This window comes from Streptomyces sp. NPDC006365 (assembly GCF_042870755.1).
Taxonomy (GTDB): domain Bacteria; phylum Actinomycetota; class Actinomycetes; order Streptomycetales; family Streptomycetaceae; genus Streptomyces; species Streptomyces xiangluensis.
The window spans coordinates 93,573-111,002 of the sequence record NZ_JBIAHS010000022.1 but is presented as its reverse complement, the minus strand read 5'-3'; the positions used below and the strand labels follow the sequence as shown (position 1 = coordinate 111,002).

The following is a 17,430-nucleotide window of genomic DNA, read 5'->3' as shown; positions in this document are numbered from 1 at the left end:
TTCCTCGGCAAGGGGCGCTCGCCCGGTCGGCGAAGGTGAGCTGGTGCAGGCGGGCGCTGCCGAGCATGACGGCTGCGCATAGGCTGCCCCATGGTTCGGCCTAGCCACTGGGGCAGGCTCGCCTGGGGGTGATTTACCTGATAGCTCGTCATCGGTCTGCGGCTGGAGCATCAGTGGCTCGCCGGGTGGGCAGGGCTCTGGGGCTGGTCGCAGTTGCGGCGGCCGTGCTGGCGGCGCTGTTGTTGTCGCCTTTCGTGCTGCAGGACGTCGCCGGTTCCAAGGGCGTGGACTGGAACAGGCTGAGTCAGATCGGCGCCGCGTACGGCTTCACGTCGGCGATCGTCTCGGCGCTCGCGTTGGCCGGTGTTGCCGGTTCGCTGATTGTTCAGAACCGGCAGGCCAGGGCGGAGCAGGTCCAGGGGATTCGCAGCTACTACCTTGAGCTGGTTCGCCTGGAACTTGAGGACATGGCGCTTTACCAGCCTGTCTGGGGCGACACGGACATCGCCGATCCCCATGAGCGGAAGCGGCATGTCTATGCCGACCTCATGATGAACTACGCGTGGATGGGTTACGAGATCGGGACCATTCGCGAGCCTCTCCTGCGGGACATGCTGTCCGGGATGTTCACCGGAGAGGCTGGGCGGCACTACTGGAGCAGGGCCCGCACCTCATGGACCGCCAGTTCGTCAGGAAGCCGTATCGGTCGTCGCTTCCTGGCCATCGTGGGCGAGGAGCACGCTCGCGCTGTTGCTACCGGACCGCCGACGCGCTCGGCCGTCGCCCCGAGTCCGCCCGACGTGCCTGCCGCAGGAGCGGCGCCCGTATGGCGGACGGCGGCCGGCGCCCTGATCGGCCTGGGTACCGGCTTGGCACTCGGATCGCTGTTGCGCAGTCGGCGCTGAGGGCCGTTGGGCACGAGTTGGATGATCATGGTGTGACTGGTGTGATCACGGCGTCGGAGCCGTCTTGGATAGGCCCGTTCTCCGGGCTGAGCCCGCGCTGCTTCGGGAAGTTGGTGACCGCGCTGCGGCGTGAGGGGGCCGACGCGGTTGGCCGGGGACGGCCCTGGAGCCTGCCTCTGGAGGACCGAGTGCTGCTGGTCGCGGCCTACTGGCGCACGAACTTGACGATGCGCCAGCTGGCCCTGCTGTTCGGCATCTCGAAGTCTGCGGCAGACCGGATCATCGACCACCTCGGCCCGCTGATGTCTCTGCGGCCGCGGCGCCGGTTCTCCAAGGACACTGTCCTGATCGTGGACGGCACCCTGGTTCCCACCCGTGACCACGAGGTAGCCGAGCAGTCCAAGAACTATCGGTACTCCACCAACCACCAGATCGTGATCGACGCCGACAGCCGACTCGTCGTCGTGGTCGGCCGACCGCTGTCCGGCAACCGCAATGACTGCAAGGCATGGGAGCTATCAGGCGCCAAGGACGCTGTCGGCAGGACCACGGTGATCGCGGACGGCGGCTACCGGGGCACCGGTCTGGTCATTCCGCATCGCCGCGCGCGCGGTCAGACCGAACTGCCGTCATGGAAAGAGGATCACAACGCCTCGCACCGCAAGGTCCGCGCCCGAGTCGAGCATGCCTTCGCTCGGATGAAGGGCTGGAAGATCCTCCGCGACTGCCGCCTGAAAGGCGACGGCGTCCACTACGCCATGCTCGGCATCGCCCGCCTCCACAATCTCGCTCTCACGGGATAACGGCTGGTCCCACTGGTCAGCCCTGCGCCTCAACCCGTAGAAGATCGTTTACGGGACAACCTTTAGCTTGCGGTCGATGAACGTCGGGAAAGCTCTAGCCCGATCGCGCTCTTGTGGCCGTGTCGCTCCTCCTGCTGCCATGGCGGCAGTGCCGCTCACGGAGCCGAGGGGGGAGCCATGGACGAGCTGAAGGTCGTGCGCTGGAAGCGGTACGGGCGAGATCGCCTCTACGCCAATCTTCCGGACGGAACGGCCGTTGGCTGGGCTGACTGCGAGACCCGGGAGATCACGGTCTTACGGGGTGAGTACCGCGAACCAGTGATAGCCGTGCTCAGGGAACACTTACGGGGCATCGCTCCGGCATCGCCACCCAAGAGGGCGGCACCTGCCCGGCCCCTGGCGCTACCGCCCCTGACTCCAGCTGATGACCTTGCCTCAAACGCTCCCGGGGTCGCGTTGCGAGAGCTCGCCGCTGCGGCACCTGGGCCCTGGGCTCGGGCTGTCGCCTGGCTCCTACGACGTCCGGTGCAAGGAGACTCCTGGCAAAAGGGGTTGGCAGGCGAGCGACGTGTGGGCGCTGAGCTCGATCGATTACGCAGGCATGGATGGCGTGTGCTGCACTCCGTCCCGCTGCCTCGGGACGTGGACCTCGATCACCTGCTGATCGGGCCCGGCGGGGTGTTCAGCATCAACACCAAGCACCATCCCAAGAAGGCCGTTTGGGTCGGCGACGACGCCGTGAAGGTCAACCATGGCAAGCCTGAGCCCTACACCCGCAAGAGCCGGTCGGAGGCTCAGCGCGTGAAACGGGTGCTTGAGCGGCACTGCGGCTTCCCAGTGCCCGTAGAACCGGTATTGGTCTTCGTCGGCGTGGCTGACCTGAAGGTCGTGGCCACGCAACTTACGGTCCGGGTGTACCGCGAACGTGAGGTCTCGGCGCTGGCGCCGCTCACGGGCGCACTGACCGCTGAGCAAGTCGAACGGGTCTACGCCGTCGCGCGACACCGCCAGGCGTGGCTAGCGGCCTGAATCCTCGGCTCACCGTGACTCGATGAGGTTCCGGCCGTCGTGGCTCCGCACATGTGGGCCGTTGCTGTCCAAGGCGTCCAGGAGTCGGACCGCACCCCGGACCTGCCCGCCCTGGAAGCCTTCCGGCCCGCCGTTGCCGCGCTGCCCTCGGCCCGCGTGCCGCTGACCAAAACAGCCCCCGCCACCGCCTGACCTTCCCGCCCACCCGGTCGGCGCGACCGCCTTCGCGCCACGTCCCTACCCCCTCCATGCCTCACGACAGGAAGGAGCGCCCGATGTTCTGCGAACACTGCGGCGACGTCGACGGCAACGAGACCGGCATCGACCACGACGAACGTGACTGCCCCTGGTACGACACCGATGACGGCGCCGTGACCATCGACGCTGCCGAGCTGGCCGAGATCCTCCAGAGGGTGGCCGACGGCTCCCCGGCGATGCGAGCCGCGATCGGACTCCTCATTGACCACGGCCTGTGGATCAAGCGGCTGGCCGAACGGCCCGGCCTGCTGCTGATCGACGGCTCCGGTACCGCTCGGGAGCCGTACGGCATCGACTGGCTCAAGGTCGTCGAGGCGCTGGCCGCAAACGACCTGCCCGCCTCCAGCGGAGAACTGCGCATCCTGGCTATCGCCGCATCGCTGGCCGACACCGCCGCCCGCATCCCGCTCGGCGATGCGGTCAGCGGCTTGGATGCGGCCAACCTCGACCGGGTCCTGACCGCCATCGCCGAAGCCAACGGCCGCCCCCTGGCGAGGTGACACGCCTCGCTCGGCGCCAACGTCGCCACCGCCGGACTCCTCGACCTCGGCGACGTCCCTGCCTGGCTGCGCATCCTCGTCGCCGCCTGGCCCGCGATCGCCTTCATGGGCGGCACACTCCTGGCCCACTCGGCAGGGGACCGGGCGCCGGATCCGCCGGCACCCGCAGCCCCCACCCCTAAGCCCGAACCGGCTGTCGAACAGGCGGAGTTGGACGCCTCTCCGGCACCTGAGACCGAAGCAGCTCCCGTCCTTCCCGCCGCTGAGCCCGCCCCGTCTCCGCCCACGGTTCCGGCTCCGCCGGTCCCGGCCGCGCTGGTCGACCACGCCCGCAAGGTCGCCGACGACCACCACGCCCGCACCGGGACCCACATCGACACCGACACCCTGCGCGCCCGACTCGGCGTCCCGTCCCACCTTGCCGACGCCATCGCCGCCCAACTCACCTAACCCGAAGGGAGAACCACCGTCATGCCTGCCCGCGACCACTTCCACTCCGTGATGCGGATCGGCCCCGTACAGATCGGCACCCACCGCGACCGCCACGGCCAGACCAAACACGCCGCCGTGTGCACCGCCGACCGCTGCGGCTGGTCGTCCGACTTCACCAGCCAGACCGCCGCCCAGCTCGCTGCCCGCACCCACCGCTGCAAGGTCCGCTAGGAGGCCACCTGTCATGGACGTCCCGCTCTGGCTCGCCCTGATCGCCGTCGGCTACCTCGGCATCAAGCTCATCCGCCCGCCCTGGTGGCTCATCGCCGTGCTCCTGCTCGGCGGCTACCTCCTCGCCGACAGCGTCTTCGCCCCGGTCATCGACTCCACCGTCAAGTAACCCGCCCCAGAAGGGAGATCCACCGTGTTCCGTCCCAAGGTCCCGACCAACCCGATGCCGACTGGCCTCGTTGCCCCGCCTGCCGTCGTCGAGCCGAGCGCCGTCGTCCAGCACACTCCGGCGCCCGCGCCGGTCGCTCCGGCACCCGCCCGGCCCACCATCCAGCTCACCCCCGGCGCCGTGGTCGCCCTCGTTGGTGGCGGCACCGCCGTGGTCCTGGTGGTCGGCGCCGTCCTCGTCTCCATGCTCCTGGCGGTCGCCGTCACCGGCGCCTCGCTCGCCATCTGCGCCCTGGTGATCCGCTCCCTGATCGCCTCCGAGGGCAAGCACCGCTGACCGGCACCCGGGCGGCCTCGATACCGCCAAGCATCCGCCGCCCGGGAGCCGTGCCCCTGTCCGAACCACAGATCCGGAAGGAACTGCCAGCATGACCGACCGCACCCGCCCGCCGTCCCGCATCTGCCCCAACTGCGACGGCTTCGCCTCCGTCGCCATCACCTCCAGCGGCCGCGACCAGCACCGGCACCTGCGCACCGTCACCGCCGACTGCCCGGCCTGCAAGGGCACCGGCACCGCCCGCCACACGCCGGTTCGGGAGGGCGCCCGTGCCTGAGCAGCTGCTCGACCCGACCACCCTCGGCGACCTGCTGAGGGTGGCTTCGGCCTCCGACTACGACCGCTGGCACGAGCAGATCCGCCGCACCGGCGGCTGCGCCGACCCCATCCACCTCACCGGCTGGACGATCACCAAGGACAAGACGACCGGTGAGACCCTGCACCACTACTCGACCGAGTCCGAGCCGGGCGGACGGCTCCGCGTCGCCTGCGGCAACCGCCGCGCCTCCCGCCGCGACGTCCCCGCCACCGTCCGCGATCATCCGCGTGTCTTCGCCACCCTCACCGCCCGTCCTTCGCCCCGGTCCACAACCGGCCCGACCGGGGCACCTGCCGCTGCGGCACCCGCCACGCCCCGGATGACCCGGCCCTCGGCACCGCGCTCGATGCGGCCACGTACGACTACGCGGGCGCCGTCCTGTTCAACAATCACGCGGGCCAGCTGTGGCAGCGCTTCACCAACCGGCTCCGCCGGGAGATCGCCGCCCGTGAGGGCCTGACCCAGCGGGAGCTGAAGGCCTCCGCCCGGCTGTCGTACGGCAAGGTCGCCGAGTTCCAAAAGCGCGGAGCTGTGCACTTCCACGCCGTGATCCGCATCGACGGCCCCGAGGGACCCGATACCCCGCCGCCGTCCTGGGCGACGGTCGACGTTCTTACCGACGCGATACGCGCAGCTGTCGCGCACTCCTACACCTCGGTTTCGGTCCCGGCGGTCGACGACCAGCCCGCCCGTACCTTCCGATGGGGCACCCAACTGGACGTCCGCCCGGTCAAGGCCTTCGGTGACGGCTCCGACATCACTGAACAGGCCGTGGCCTCCTACGTCGCCAAGTACGCCACCAAGGCCGCCGAGAACACCGGCACGCTCGACCGCCGCATCGGCGAACTCTCCGAGCTTGACCGCCACCAGGTCCCCGACCACACCCGCCAACTCATCAAGGCCTGCAAGGAACTCGACCCCCTGTACCCCGACCGCCGCCTGTGGGCCTGGGCTCACATGCTCGGCTTCCGCGGCCACTTCTCCTCCAAGTCCCGCCGCTACTCCACCACCCTCGGCGAACTCCGCCAGGCACGCGCCGACTACCGCGCCGCTCAAGAACGCCAGGTGCTCGGCCTCGACGACGTGGAACCGGACACCGTCCTGGTCCTGGCCGACTGGCAGTACGCCGGACACGGCCACACCCCCGGCGAATCCGCCCTCGCCGCCACCATCGCCCGCGATCTCCAACTCAACCGCCAAACCGCCCGCGAAGAACTCGCCGCCCTGGAAGGAGAACCGGCGTGAAAGACGAGCTGATGACCACTGCGGAAATCCTCGCTGAGCTCAAGGGAGTCTCACGCCGGACCTTCTACCGCTGGCGCGAATTGGGGCAAGCTCCACAGGCCTTCAAGTTGCCCAATGGCGAACTAAGGGTGTGGCGAAGCGACTTCACGGCGTGGCTGAACAGCCGAGAAAAGGTGTCGGCATGAAGTCGCTCGACGTGAAGATCTGGGGCGTTCGGAAGCGGAACACCAAGAAAGCGTCCTATGACGTCCGGTGGATAGTCTCCGGGAATGTGTTCTCCGAGCAATTCCGCACCAAAGGACTTGCCGACAGCTACCGCTCCAAGCTGCTCCGAGCCACGCGTGATGGCGAGGAATTCGACACGGCAACAGGGCTGCCAGACTCGATGGTTGAGAAGGCGCCTTCGATGACGTGGTACACGTTCGCCCTCAAGTACCTCGCCATGAAGTGGCCGCACGCTGCGCCGAACACGCGCGACGGGATGAATGAGGCGCTGTGCGGTTCGCTGGAAGAAACCGAAGGTGGTCAAGGAAGTAGATCCCCGAGTCGTGGCCAACCCTGAACAGGCTCGTGCTCTGTTGACTGCGATCTCATACGTCGGCGGATATGGCCGTGCGCGCGGCCGTCGACTGGTCGGGCTCTTTGCCTGCATGTACCCGGCTGAGGCTGTCGGCCTCAAAGAGGCGGACCTGAAGCTGCCGGAAACGGGCTGGGGGACCGCCCTGCTGAACCGCACTCGCCCCAGCGTCGGCAAGCGATGGACCGACTCCGGAGAAACGCACGATGACCGCGGACTCAAGAACCGGCCCGTGGAAGAGGTCCGACCCGTACCGATCCCGCCCCAGCTCGTGGCGATCCTCCGGGACCACCTCGACACCTTCGGCGCTGCGAAGGACGGGCGGCTGTTCACCACGAGCGTGGGGGAGTGGTCGGCTCGTCGACGTACTACCGGGTGTGGCAGGAGGCTCGGGCGCTGGCGCTTCCGCCGGCCGTTTTCGCCTCGCCGCTCGCTGCCCGCCCGTACGACCTTCGGCACTCGGCGCTGTCGACCTGGCTCAATTCCGGCGTTGACGCGACCGAGGTTGCCGAGCGTGCGGGCAACAGCGTTGAGGTCCTGCTGAGCCGCTACGCGAAGTGCATCGACGGCCGACAGGAGATCGCCAACCGCAAGATCGAAGAGCTACTGCGCGAGTACGAGTGACCGCGTGTGAGTAGCGTGTGAGCCGAGCTAGGCTTCAGGCCCCTGGATTCGTCCGGGGGCCTTTGCCGTTCCTGGGGCTGATCAGGGACGATGCCTCAAGATCGTGTCCACGAATAGTCCACGGACGCCGACATAGGGCCGCTCAGGGCTGCATACGGCTGCACACACGCAAAGACCCCGCACACAGCGAACTCGCTGGTCACGGGGTCTTTGGGCACCTCAGAAGGGGTGCCCCCGGCAGGATTCGAACCTGCGCACACGGCTCCGGAGGCCGTTGCTCTATCCCCTGAGCTACGGGGGCGTGTCGGGCGCGGTGTGTGCGGCGACGGGTAGAACCCTACCAGCTCTTTCGGGGGGTTCAGGAACCGGTTTTGGTGGGGGGAGACCCGTGGATGTGCGGGTCCACGGACGGGTGGAAGTGGGGAAAAGCCGGACGCGGGCGGGGGTGCGGACCTACTCTCGAGTTGTGCCAGGCGCGTCGGGTCGGGTGCTTGTTGTGGACGACAACAAGGTCATCCGGCAGTTGATCAGGGTCAACCTCGAGCTGGAGGGTTTCGAGGTCGTGACCGCGGCTGACGGTGCCGAGTGTCTGGATGTCGTTCATCACGTGCGGCCCGATGTCATCACCCTGGACGTCGTGATGCCCCGGCTCGACGGGCTGCGGACCGCTTCCCGGCTCCGTGCCGATCCGCGGACTCGGAATCTGCCCCTCGCCGTCGTGAGCGCCTGTACGCAGTACGAGATCGAGGGCGGGCTCGATGTGGGGGTGGACGCCTTTCTGGCCAAGCCCTTTGAGCCGGCCGAACTCGTGCGGCTCGTACGGCAGTTGATGGAACGGCGGGGTGGTGGAGCGTCCCTCACGAGTCCGCTCGGGGCCCCGGGAGGCACGGGCGAGACCGAGTGCGCGGAGCGTGCGGGGAGCGCCGGCGGTTGAGGGGGAACTGAGAGGGAGGGGTGACGGTCCGGCCCCGGCGGGTCGGCGCGCCACGGCCCCGGGCGGCTGAAGCCCCAGCCCAGTCCCGTCCGCATCCCCCGTCCACATCCCGGACCCTCCCCAAATCAGCTCGCTTGCCCACCCCCCTCCTCCCATACGCTTGTCCCCGTGACCCCCGTCGAGCTCTCCCGTACCGTCCTGTGCGCCGTGCGCCGCGCCGTGGACGCCGGTGAGCTCAGTGTGGCCGTGCCCGCGCGGGCCGTGGTGGCGCCGCCGGGGCCCGGGGGACGCGGTGACTACGCCACGAATGTCGCCCTGCAACTGGCCCGGCCCGCCGGGCGTCCGCCGCGTCACGTCGCCGAGATCCTGCGCCCGCTCATCACCGAGGCCGAGGGCGTGGCACGCGTCGAGATCACCGGGCCCGGCTTCCTCAACATCACCCTTGACGGGGGAGCGGAAGCCCTGGTCAGGGACGTCCTGCGGCGCGGCTCTCGTTACGGGCACGCCGAGGAGCCGAGCGGGCGGATCGTGCAGTTGCACTACCCGTGCGAGGTGCGCGCAGCGGTCAGTGGGCAGGTGCTCGCCGGGCTCCTGCGTACGCAGGGCGCCCTCGTCCGTACGTCCTGCGAGGCCGAGTTGGACCCGGCGTGGGCCGAGCCCCTCGGCGTGACCGTCGAGGCCCATGGCCGGCCCGGCACTCCTGTCCCCCTCGAGGTGAACCTCCGCCCCGTGCCGGCGGCCGAGGACCCCACCCCGCTCGGCCGTGACGCCGCCCGCTGGGCCCTCCTCCACCCCGCCCCCCACGACCGGCCCCGAACCACCGTCGACCACCTGGTGCAGCGCGAGACCAACCCCCTCTTCCGGGTCCGTTACGCGCACGCCCGCGCCCGATCCCTCACTCGCAACGCCGCCGACCTCGGCTTCGAAGGCGCCCCCGGTGACGTACACCCAGAACCCCCCAACCACTCCGTAGCCCCCCTCATCACCGCCCTCGCCGACTACCCCGCCGCCCTGGCCACCGCAGCAACCCGCCGTGCCCCCGACCACCTGGCCCGCCACCTCGTCGTCATCGCCGACGCCTTCCTCCGCTACCAGGAGGTCACCCGAGTCCTCCCCCTCGGTGACGAGAAACCCTCGGCCGCCCACCGGGCCCGGCTGGCGCTTGCCGAAGCTGCCGGGACGGTGCTGGCCGGCGGCCTGTCCCTGCTCGGCATCGACGCACCCGAACACCTCTGAGAGAGCCGAAGAAGAGAAGTCATGAGCCGTTCCGCACATCCCGCCGGGCCCCGTCACGCCGATGTTCTGCCCGAGGGGCACTACACGGCCCCGCCCACCGACCTCAACGCCCTGGACTCGAAGGTCTGGGCACAGACAGTCACCCGTACGACCGACGGAGTCGTCAGCGTGGGCGGCATCGATGTGAAGAAGCTGGCCGAGGAGTTCGGCACCCCGGCGTACTTCATCGACGAGGCCGACTTCCGTGCGCGGGCGCGCGCCTGGCGCACCGCCTTCGGGGAGGACGCCGACGTCTTCTACGCAGGCAAGGCGTTTCTGTCGCGCGCCGTCGTGCGCTGGCTGCACGAGGAGGGGCTCAACCTCGACGTCTGCTCCGGCGGCGAGCTCACCACCGCCCTGTCCGCCGGCATGCCCGCCGACCGCATCGCCTTCCACGGCAACAACAAGTCCACCGAGGAAATCACCGAGGCCATCAGCCGCGGCGTAGGACGCATCGTCCTCGACTCCTTCCAGGAGATCGTCCGCGTCGCGCACATCGCCGAGTCGCTCGGCAAGCGGCAGCGCGTGCAGATCCGGGTGACGGTCGGCGTCGAGGCGCACACGCACGAGTTCATCGCCACGGCCCACGAGGACCAGAAGTTCGGCATCGGGCTCGCGGACGGGCAGGCCGCCGAAGCCGTACGGCGGGCCCTCGCGCTCGACGGGCTCGAACTGATCGGGATCCACAGTCACATCGGCTCGCAGATCTTCGACATGGCCGGTTTCGAGGTCGCCGCGCGCCGGGTGGTGAAGCTGCTCGCCGAGATCCGCGACGAGCACGGCGTCGAGCTGCCCGAGATCGACCTCGGCGGCGGCCTCGGCATCGCCTACACGAGCGAGGACGATCCGAGCGAGCCGCACGAGATCGCCAAGGCGCTGAACGAGATCGTCACGCGCGAGTGCGAGGCCGCGAAGCTCCGTACCCCGCGCATCTCCGTCGAGCCGGGGCGAGCCATCGTCGGCCCGACCGCCTTCACCCTGTACGAGGTCGGCACCATCAAGCCGCTCGACGGACTGCGTACGTACGTCTCCGTCGACGGCGGCATGTCGGACAACATCCGCACCGCGCTGTACGACGCCGAATACAGCGTCGCCCTCGTCTCCCGCGTGAGCGAGGCCGAACCCATGCTCGTACGCGTCGTCGGCAAGCACTGCGAGAGCGGCGACATCGTCGTACGCGACGCCTTCCTGCCCGCCGATCTCGCGCCGGGCGACCTCATCGCCGTGCCGGCCACCGGGGCGTACTGCCGCTCCATGGCCAGCAACTACAACCACGCTCTGCGCCCGCCAGTAGTCGCGGTCCATGACGGCGAGGCCCGGGTGATCGTCCGCCGGGAGACGGAGGAGGACCTGCTGCGCCTCGATGTCGGATGAGCCACTGGCGTTCGCGGTCGGATGACCGCTGACGTACGAATACAGCCGGCGGAAGATCTCCTGTGATCGGCCGCCGGAGAAATGAAATAGACGTCTCACGATCCGGACATGGCATAGAAAGTCCCGTCCGGTGAGTGAGACTGGATCCACCGTGACGGTAAGAGGAAACGAGGTCGGATGATGCGTACGCGTCCGCTGAAGGTGGCGCTGCTGGGCTGTGGTGTTGTCGGCTCAGAGGTGGCGCGCATCATGACGACGCACGCCGACGACCTCGCCGCCCGTATCGGGGCTCCCGTCGAGCTGGCGGGCGTCGCCGTCCGACGGCCCGACAAGGTACGGGAGGGCATCCCGGCCGAGCTCATCACCACCGACGCCACCGCCCTCGTCAAACGCGGGGACATCGACGTGGTCGTCGAGGTCATCGGCGGTATCGAGCCCGCTCGCTCCCTCATCACCACGGCCTTCGAGCACGGTGCCTCCGTCGTCTCCGCGAACAAGGCGCTGCTCGCCCAGGACGGCGCCGGCCTGCACGCCATCGCCGAGGAGCAGAACAAGGACCTCTATTACGAGGCGGCCGTCGCCGGTGCCATCCCGCTGATCCGGCCGCTGCGCGAATCCCTCGCCGGTGACAAGGTCAACCGCGTGCTCGGCATCGTCAACGGCACCACCAACTTCATCCTCGACAAGATGGACACCACGGGCGCCGGCTACCAGGAGGCCCTCGACGAGGCCACCGCGCTCGGGTATGCGGAAGCCGATCCCACCGCCGACGTCGAGGGCTTCGACGCCGCCGCCAAGGCCGCGATCCTCGCCGGAATCGCCTTCCACACGCGCGTGCGGCTCGACGACGTGTACCGCGAGGGCATGACCGAGGTCACCGCCGCCGACTTCGCCTCGGCGAAGGGGATGGGCTGCACCATCAAGCTGCTCGCCATCTGCGAGCGGGCCGCCGACGGGGAGTCCGTCACCGCGCGTGTGCACCCCGCGATGATTCCGCTGACCCACCCGCTCGCCTCCGTGCGCGGCGCGTACAACGCCGTGTTCGTCGAGTCGGACGCCGCCGGGCAGCTCATGTTCTACGGCCCCGGCGCCGGCGGCTCCCCGACCGCCTCCGCGGTCCTCGGCGACCTCGTGGCCGTCTGCCGCAACCGGCTCAGCGGCGCGACCGGACCCGGCGACTCCGCCTACACCCAGCTGCCCGTCTCACCGATGGGCGAGGTCGTCACGCGATATCACATCAGCCTCGATGTGGCGGACAAACCGGGTGTTCTCGCCCAGGTCGCGACCGTTTTCGCCGAGCACGGCGTTTCGATCGATACGGTTCGCCAGCAGGGCAAGGACGGCGAGGCCTCTCTCGTCGTCGTCACCCACCACGCGTCCGACGCTTCCCTGAACGGGACCGTCGAGGCGCTGCGCAACCTCGACACCGTGCGGGGTGTCGCCAGCATCATGCGGGTTGAAGGAGAGTAACCAGCAATGACCCACCAGTGGCGCGGAATCATCGAGGAGTACCGGGACCGGCTGCCGGTTTCCGACACCACGCCGGTCGTGACGCTCCGTGAGGGCGGTACGCCGCTCGTGCCCGCGCAGGTGCTCTCCGAGCGCACGGGCTGCGAGGTCCACCTCAAGGTGGAGGGCGCGAACCCGACGGGGTCCTTCAAGGATCGCGGAATGACCATGGCCATCACCCGGGCCAAGGAGGAGGGTGCGAAGGCCGTCATCTGCGCCTCGACGGGGAACACGTCGGCTTCCGCCGCCGCCTATGCCGTACGGGCCGGAATGGTCTCGGCCGTTCTCGTCCCGCAGGGCAAGATCGCGCTCGGTAAAATGGGCCAGGCGCTCGTGCACGGCGCGAAGATCCTCCAGGTCGACGGAAACTTCGACGACTGCCTCACGCTCGCGCGCAATCTGTCCGACAACTACCCCGTAGCGCTGGTGAATTCGGTCAACCCGGTGCGTATCGAGGGCCAGAAGACCGCCGCGTTCGAAATCGTGGACATGCTGGGTGACGCACCTGACATTCACGTCCTGCCGGTGGGCAACGCGGGCAATATCACGGCCTATTGGAAGGGCTACACGGAGTACGCGGCGGACGGGATCGCGAAGCAAACCCCTCGAATGTGGGGTTTCCAAGCCTCCGGTTCCGCCCCGATCGTGCGCGGTGAGGTCGTCAAGGATCCGTCGACCATCGCCACCGCGATCCGTATCGGCAACCCGGCCTCGTGGAAGTTCGCGTTGGCTGCCCGGGATGAATCGGGCGGTTTCATCGATGAGGTGACGGACCGTGAAATTCTGCGCGCCTACCGGCTGTTGGCCTCCCAGGAGGGCGTCTTCGTCGAGCCCGCGTCGGCCGCGTCCGTCGCAGGCCTGCTGAAGGCCGCCGAGCAGGGCAAGGTCGACCCGGGCCAGCGCATCGTCTGCACGGTGACCGGAAACGGCCTCAAGGACCCGGACTGGGCCGTCGCGGGCGCCCCCCAGCCCGTCACGGTCCCGGTGGACGCGGCCACTGCGGCGGAGCGCCTCGGCCTCGCGTAAGCGCGGCGCCTCGGCTTCGCCAACCTGTAACCCCTGACAAGGGGGTGCACAGGGGGCATACGACACGCATCGTGCGCCTCCTGTGCGCCCTATGTCGCCACGGAACCTTCCTTCGATAGGCTGTACGTAACCCGCCCGCCGCATATGCCGCGGTGCCGCGCCGTCTCTGCGGCCGCCGGGTCTTCCGTGATCTTCCGTTCGTCTCGCAGGATTTCGACACATCTCGACAATCTCGCAGCTCAAGCTCAAGGAGAGTCATCGAGCGATGGCCGGTCCAGCGTTCCGCGCCGCCGCCGTACGGGTGCGCGTCCCCGCCACCAGCGCCAACCTCGGCCCGGGCTTCGACGCCCTCGGCCTGTCGCTGGGGCTCTACGACGACGTGGTCGTCCGGGTGGCCGACTCGGGACTGCACATCGACATCGCAGGTGAGGGCAGCGAGACACTCCCGCGTGACGAGAGTCACCTTCTCGTACGCTCCCTCCGTACCGCTTTCGATCTGCTGGGCGGACAGCCGCGCGGACTCGAAATCGTCTGCGCGAACCGCATCCCGCACGGCCGTGGCCTCGGCTCCTCGTCCGCCGCGATCTGCGCGGGCATCGTCACCGCGCGCGCCGTGACCATAGGCGGCGACGCGAAGCTCGACGACGAGGCGCTTCTCGAGCTCGCCACCGAGATCGAGGGCCACCCCGACAATGTCGCGGCCTGCCTGCTCGGCGGTTTCACACTGTCCTGGATGGAGGGCGGTGCCGCGCGCGCCATCAGGATGGATCCCGCCGAATCCATCGTTCCGGTGGTTTTCGTGCCCGGAAAGCCCGTCCTCACCGAGACCGCCCGCGGACTGCTGCCGCGCACCGTGCCGCATGTCGACGCCGCCGCCAACGCGGGCCGCGCCGCACTGCTCGTAGAGGCCCTCACCAGGCGCCCCGAGCTGCTGCTGCCCGCCACCGAGGACCGACTGCACCAGGAGTACCGAGCTCCGGCCATGCCGGAGAGCGCCGCCCTGGTGGAGCGGCTGCGGGCCGACGGAATCCCCGCCGTGATCTCCGGCGCGGGCCCCACCGTGCTCGCACTGGCCGACGAAGCCACCGCCGACAAGGTCTCCCGCCTGGCCGGCGAGGGCTGGGCGGCCAACCGGCTGAGCCTCGATGCCCAGGGAGCGAGCGTGCTGCCGCTTGCCACCTGACACACGGTTGCCGGATTTGGAGAGGGGGAATGTTTGTTGGATCCGGTAGTGTTAATCTCAAGTCTGCACCCGACCCCACCATGGCGAGGTGCTTCGTGTCCCCGTCCGGGACAGACCTCTTTCCGGGAGCCTCCCAAACTGCTTTGTGCAACGCATTGGACGCTATGCGCTGAGCAGTCCTGAGCACGCTCCGGAACCGGCGTGACCGAGCCGACCGACACCGCACATCAGTGTCACGGCACCCGGAAACGCCATCCAGCAGATATTCCCTCCGCCTTTTTGGCGGACCACCGCCCCGGCACGGTCCACATCACCGGACCGAAGCCGGACAGCACAACCGGTCGCCGAGCCAGACAGGCCGACGTCCGCTCCAGGGAAGGACCCTTCGTGAGCGACACCACCGATCTGATGGGCGCACGTGTCGAGGAGACCGCTGCCGCGCCCGCCACGGACGCCTCCGCCGCGCCTGCCACCGGTGCTTCAGGCTCCCGTCGGCGCCGCGGCAGTGGCCTTGAGGGCATGGTGCTGGCCGAGCTGCAGCAGGTCGCATCCGGCCTCGGAATCAGGGGCACCGCGCGGATGCGCAAGAGCCAGCTGATCGAGGTCATCAAGGAGGCGCAGGCAGGAGGGGGTGCCCCGGCGAAGACCGCCGAGGCAGCCACCGAGACCAAGCCGAAGCGCCGGGCCACCTCGAAGGCTCGTACGGGGGACGACGCAGTATCTCCCGCCGAGAAGAGCGAGAAGAAAGCGGACAACGGCGGCAAGGCCGCGAAGGCCGAAAAGGCCGTGGCCCAGCAGCAGATCGAGATTCCCGGCCAGCCGGCCAGTGACGACGCCCCGGCCGAGCGGCGCCGTCGTCGGGCCACCGCCGATGCGGGCAGCCCCGAGACGGTCACCGCCGAGGCGAAGAGCGAGCCGAAGGCCGAGGCCCCTGCTCAGGCCCAGCCCCAGGGCGAGGTCAGGGCCGACTCCGGTGACCAGGGTGGCGAAGGCCGCCAGGGCGACCAGGGTGGCGAGGGCCGGCAGGGCCGCCGCGACCGCGACCGGGGCAGCCGTGACCGCGACCGGGGCGACCGAGGCGGTCGGGACCGGGACCGCGGCCGCGGCAAGGGTGACGACCAGCAGAGCCAGGGTGCCGGCAACCAGCAGCGCGGCCAGCAGCAGGGCGGCGGCCGTCAGGACCGCCAGCAGCAGGACGATGACGACTTCGAGGGCGGCCGCCGTGGCCGTCGCGGTCGCTACCGGGACCGTCGTGGCCGCCGTGGCCGCGACGAGATCGCCGAGCCGCAGGTCGCCGAGGACGACGTCCTGATCCCTGTCGCGGGCATCCTGGACATCCTCGACAACTACGCGTTCATCCGCACGTCCGGCTACCTGCCCGGTCCGAACGACGTGTACGTCTCCCTCGCCCAGGTCCGCAAGAACGGTCTGCGCAAGGGCGACCACGTCACCGGCGCGGTCCGGCAGCCGAAGGAGGGGGAGCGCCGCGAGAAGTTCAACGCGCTCGTCCGGCTCGACTCCGTCAACGGCATGGCGCCCGAACTCGGCCGTGGCCGCCCGGAGTTCAACAAGCTGACGCCGCTGTACCCGCAGGACCGGATCCGTCTCGAGACCGACCCGGCCGTGCTGACCACGCGGATCATCGACCTGGTCGCGCCGATCGGCAAGGGCCAGCGTGGCCTGATCGTGGCCCCGCCGAAGACCGGCAAGACCATGATCCTGCAGGCGATCGCCAACGCGATCACCGTCAACAGCCCCGAGTGCCACCTGATGGTCGTCCTCGTCGACGAGCGTCCGGAAGAGGTCACCGACATGCAGCGGTCGGTCAAGGGCGAGGTCATCTCCTCGACCTTCGACCGCCCGGCCGAGGACCACACCACGGTCGCCGAGCTGGCCATCGAGCGGGCCAAGCGCCTGGTGGAGCTGGGCCACGACGTGGTCGTACTGCTCGACTCGATCACGCGTCTGGGCCGTGCGTACAACCTCGCCGCGCCCGCCTCCGGCCGCATCCTGTCCGGTGGTGTCGACTCGACCGCGCTGTACCCGCCGAAGCGCTTCTTCGGTGCCGCGCGCAACATCGAGGACGGTGGATCTCTTACGATCCTGGCCACCGCGCTGGTCGAGACCGGCTCGCGGATGGACGAGGTGATCTTCGAGGAGTTCAAGGGCACCGGCAACATGGAGCTCAAGCTCGACCGGAAGCTCTCCGACAAGCGCATCTTCCCGGCGGTGGACGTGGACGCGTCCAGCACCCGTAAGGAAGAAATCCTGCTCGGGAGCGACGAGTTGGGGATCGTCTGGAAGCTGCGCCGGGTGCTGCACGCGCTCGACCAGCAGCAGGCGATCGAGCTGCTCCTGGACAAGATGAAGCAGACGAAGTCGAACGCGGAGTTCCTGCTCCAGATCCAGAAGACGACGCCTATGCCGGGCAACGGCGGCGACTGACGTCGGCGTTTTCTGATTGATCGAGGGGCTCCCCCCGTCACGAACGTGACGGGGGCAGCCCCTTTTCGCAGGCCATGTGGACGGCCCTGAAGGCGCATTGCGCGAGACCTTCGCCACACGTGTGAAGACCGCCACCCACGGTGAACGGAACCAAGACTTGGCCTGAAATCGCAGGTGAGTGGGCGGATTTCGCTCTTGTGCGTCACTGGCTGCTCACATTCGCCCACAGGGCGATCACAGCGCGTTGTGCAACCCT

Annotated in this window: 17 protein-coding genes, 1 tRNA gene and 3 pseudogenes; 20 read left to right on the top strand and 1 reads right to left on the bottom strand. The window is 69.1% G+C overall.

Annotated features, from left to right (window positions below; all coding sequences use genetic code 11):
* Window positions 1-173 precede the first annotated feature (173 nt).
* From ACFYO0_RS39580 to ACFYO0_RS39520, 13 genes and pseudogenes are all read left to right on the top strand, one after another.
* Complete coding sequence (locus ACFYO0_RS39580; protein ID WP_327592691.1) at window positions 174-905, top strand: DUF6082 family protein; 732 nt, start codon at window positions 174-176, stop codon at window positions 903-905.
* 32 nt (window positions 906-937) lie between these two features.
* The gene (locus tag ACFYO0_RS39575; RefSeq protein WP_388686178.1) at window positions 938-1,708 is read left to right on the top strand and encodes a transposase; all 771 of its coding nucleotides are present in this window, start codon (window positions 938-940) and stop codon (window positions 1,706-1,708) included.
* A gap of 177 nt (window positions 1,709-1,885) precedes the next feature.
* Window positions 1,886-2,737, top strand: a complete 852-nt coding sequence (locus tag ACFYO0_RS39570) for a nuclease-related domain-containing protein (protein ID WP_388686177.1) — start codon at window positions 1,886-1,888, stop codon at window positions 2,735-2,737.
* A 39-nt stretch (window positions 2,738-2,776) separates the two neighbouring features.
* Window positions 2,777-2,929 carry a hypothetical protein gene (locus tag ACFYO0_RS39565; protein WP_388686176.1) on the top strand — a complete coding sequence of 51 codons (153 nt, stop codon included), beginning with the start codon at window positions 2,777-2,779 and terminating at the stop codon, window positions 2,927-2,929.
* 83 nt (window positions 2,930-3,012) lie between these two features.
* Window positions 3,013-3,495 (top strand): hypothetical protein, encoded by a 483-nt coding sequence (locus ACFYO0_RS39560; RefSeq protein WP_388686174.1) that lies wholly within the window; start codon window positions 3,013-3,015, stop codon window positions 3,493-3,495.
* 3 nt (window positions 3,496-3,498) lie between these two features.
* Window positions 3,499-3,945: pseudogene (locus tag ACFYO0_RS39555) on the top strand (SpdA protein); the annotation flags it as partial.
* Between the two features lie 21 nt (window positions 3,946-3,966).
* Window positions 3,967-4,158 carry a mobile element transfer protein gene (locus ACFYO0_RS39550; protein WP_358999603.1) on the top strand — a complete coding sequence of 64 codons (192 nt, stop codon included), beginning with the start codon at window positions 3,967-3,969 and terminating at the stop codon, window positions 4,156-4,158.
* A gap of 13 nt (window positions 4,159-4,171) precedes the next feature.
* Complete coding sequence (locus tag ACFYO0_RS39545; protein ID WP_388686173.1) at window positions 4,172-4,327, top strand: hypothetical protein; 156 nt, start codon at window positions 4,172-4,174, stop codon at window positions 4,325-4,327.
* A gap of 24 nt (window positions 4,328-4,351) precedes the next feature.
* Window positions 4,352-4,663 (top strand): SpdD-like protein, encoded by a 312-nt coding sequence (locus tag ACFYO0_RS39540; RefSeq protein ID WP_388686171.1) that lies wholly within the window; start codon window positions 4,352-4,354, stop codon window positions 4,661-4,663.
* A 91-nt stretch (window positions 4,664-4,754) separates the two neighbouring features.
* Window positions 4,755-4,940, top strand: a complete 186-nt coding sequence (locus tag ACFYO0_RS39535; RefSeq protein ID WP_388686169.1) for a hypothetical protein — start codon at window positions 4,755-4,757, stop codon at window positions 4,938-4,940.
* Window positions 4,933-6,227: pseudogene (locus ACFYO0_RS39530) on the top strand (replication initiator). Before ACFYO0_RS39535 ends, ACFYO0_RS39530 begins: the two are co-directional and overlap by 8 nt.
* 11 nt (window positions 6,228-6,238) lie before the next feature.
* Window positions 6,239-6,412: a helix-turn-helix transcriptional regulator gene (locus ACFYO0_RS39525; RefSeq protein ID WP_388686225.1), complete on the top strand. Its 174-nt coding sequence runs from the start codon at window positions 6,239-6,241 to the stop codon at window positions 6,410-6,412.
* Window positions 6,409-7,428, top strand: a pseudogene (locus ACFYO0_RS39520) (hypothetical protein). Before ACFYO0_RS39525 ends, ACFYO0_RS39520 begins: the two are co-directional and overlap by 4 nt.
* Before the next feature lie 229 nt (window positions 7,429-7,657).
* On the opposite strand, the gene ACFYO0_RS39515 reads toward ACFYO0_RS39520, so the two are convergent.
* Window positions 7,658-7,729, bottom strand: a tRNA-Arg gene (locus ACFYO0_RS39515).
* Between the two features lie 111 nt (window positions 7,730-7,840).
* On the opposite strand from ACFYO0_RS39515, the gene ACFYO0_RS39510 reads away from it, so the two are divergent.
* The 7 genes from ACFYO0_RS39510 to rho all read left to right on the top strand — a co-directional run bounded on the left by ACFYO0_RS39510 (window position 7,841) and on the right by rho (window position 17,174).
* Window positions 7,841-8,362: a response regulator gene (locus ACFYO0_RS39510; RefSeq protein WP_388686223.1), complete on the top strand. Its 522-nt coding sequence runs from the start codon at window positions 7,841-7,843 to the stop codon at window positions 8,360-8,362.
* Between the two features lie 168 nt (window positions 8,363-8,530).
* Window positions 8,531-9,598: an ArgS-related anticodon-binding protein NrtL gene (gene nrtL, locus ACFYO0_RS39505; protein ID WP_388686167.1), complete on the top strand. Its 1,068-nt coding sequence runs from the start codon at window positions 8,531-8,533 to the stop codon at window positions 9,596-9,598.
* A gap of 21 nt (window positions 9,599-9,619) precedes the next feature.
* Window positions 9,620-11,011, top strand: a complete 1,392-nt coding sequence (lysA, locus tag ACFYO0_RS39500) for a diaminopimelate decarboxylase (RefSeq protein ID WP_388686166.1) — start codon at window positions 9,620-9,622, stop codon at window positions 11,009-11,011.
* Between the two features lie 177 nt (window positions 11,012-11,188).
* A complete protein-coding gene (locus ACFYO0_RS39495) occupies window positions 11,189-12,481 on the top strand; it encodes a homoserine dehydrogenase (RefSeq protein WP_388686165.1) in 1,293 nt (430 codons plus the stop codon).
* A 6-nt stretch (window positions 12,482-12,487) separates the two neighbouring features.
* Complete coding sequence (gene thrC, locus ACFYO0_RS39490) at window positions 12,488-13,546, top strand: threonine synthase (protein WP_344388733.1); 1,059 nt, start codon at window positions 12,488-12,490, stop codon at window positions 13,544-13,546.
* A 265-nt stretch (window positions 13,547-13,811) separates the two neighbouring features.
* On the top strand, window positions 13,812-14,729 hold the full coding sequence (gene thrB / locus ACFYO0_RS39485) for a homoserine kinase (RefSeq protein ID WP_388686163.1): 918 nt from the start codon (window positions 13,812-13,814) through the stop codon (window positions 14,727-14,729).
* Window positions 14,730-15,116: 387 nt separating this feature from the next.
* Window positions 15,117-17,174 (top strand): transcription termination factor Rho, encoded by a 2,058-nt coding sequence (gene rho / locus ACFYO0_RS39480; protein WP_388686161.1) that lies wholly within the window; start codon window positions 15,117-15,119, stop codon window positions 17,172-17,174.
* Window positions 17,175-17,430 lie beyond the last annotated feature (256 nt).